The organism is Thermococcus sp. 21S9 (genome assembly GCF_012027635.1).
Lineage (GTDB): Archaea > Methanobacteriota_B > Thermococci > Thermococcales > Thermococcaceae > Thermococcus.
The window spans coordinates 1-475 of the sequence record NZ_SNUS01000028.1 but is presented as its reverse complement, the minus strand read 5'-3'; the positions used below and the strand labels follow the sequence as shown (position 1 = coordinate 475).

The following is a 475-nucleotide window of genomic DNA, read 5'->3' as shown; positions in this document are numbered from 1 at the left end:
AACAAAATACTTGCGCTCCTCACTTTTTAGCACCCCCTTGAATTAACGTTCCCATCCTTGCAGCACTTCAAGTATAAGACATTTTTGCAAAAATTATTGAGATTTTGTCAAATTTGTTCAGAAAATCTAGTAATTATTTAGACAACTGTTCAAAAAGTTGGGATATTTTTGAAAACTATAAATCTAATATCAATTCTCATTATTGTTGCATTTATAACAAAATTTTTCAATTTTGACACATTAGTTACAAAAGATATAAAAAGTGTTCCTTTTATTTTGGCCTAGGTGGTTTAGGTGAAGGTAGTTTTAGCGTATTCGGGAGGATTGGATACTTCAGTTATATTGAAGATGATGCAAGAGAAGCTGAACGCGGAAGTGATAACAGTCACAGTGGATGTTGGGCAGAAAGATGACTTCAAGAAAATTGAAGAGAAGGCTTTGAAGTTTGGGGCAGTAAAGCATTATACGATTGACG

The 475-nt window shown here is 33.5% G+C and carries 1 protein-coding gene; it reads left to right on the top strand.

What is annotated here, in order from left to right; translation table 11 throughout:
* Positions 1–294 precede the first annotated feature (294 nt).
* Positions 295–475: argininosuccinate synthase domain-containing protein (locus E3E28_RS10800; protein ID WP_342764513.1), on the top strand; the 181-nt coding region annotated here is incomplete at its 3' end.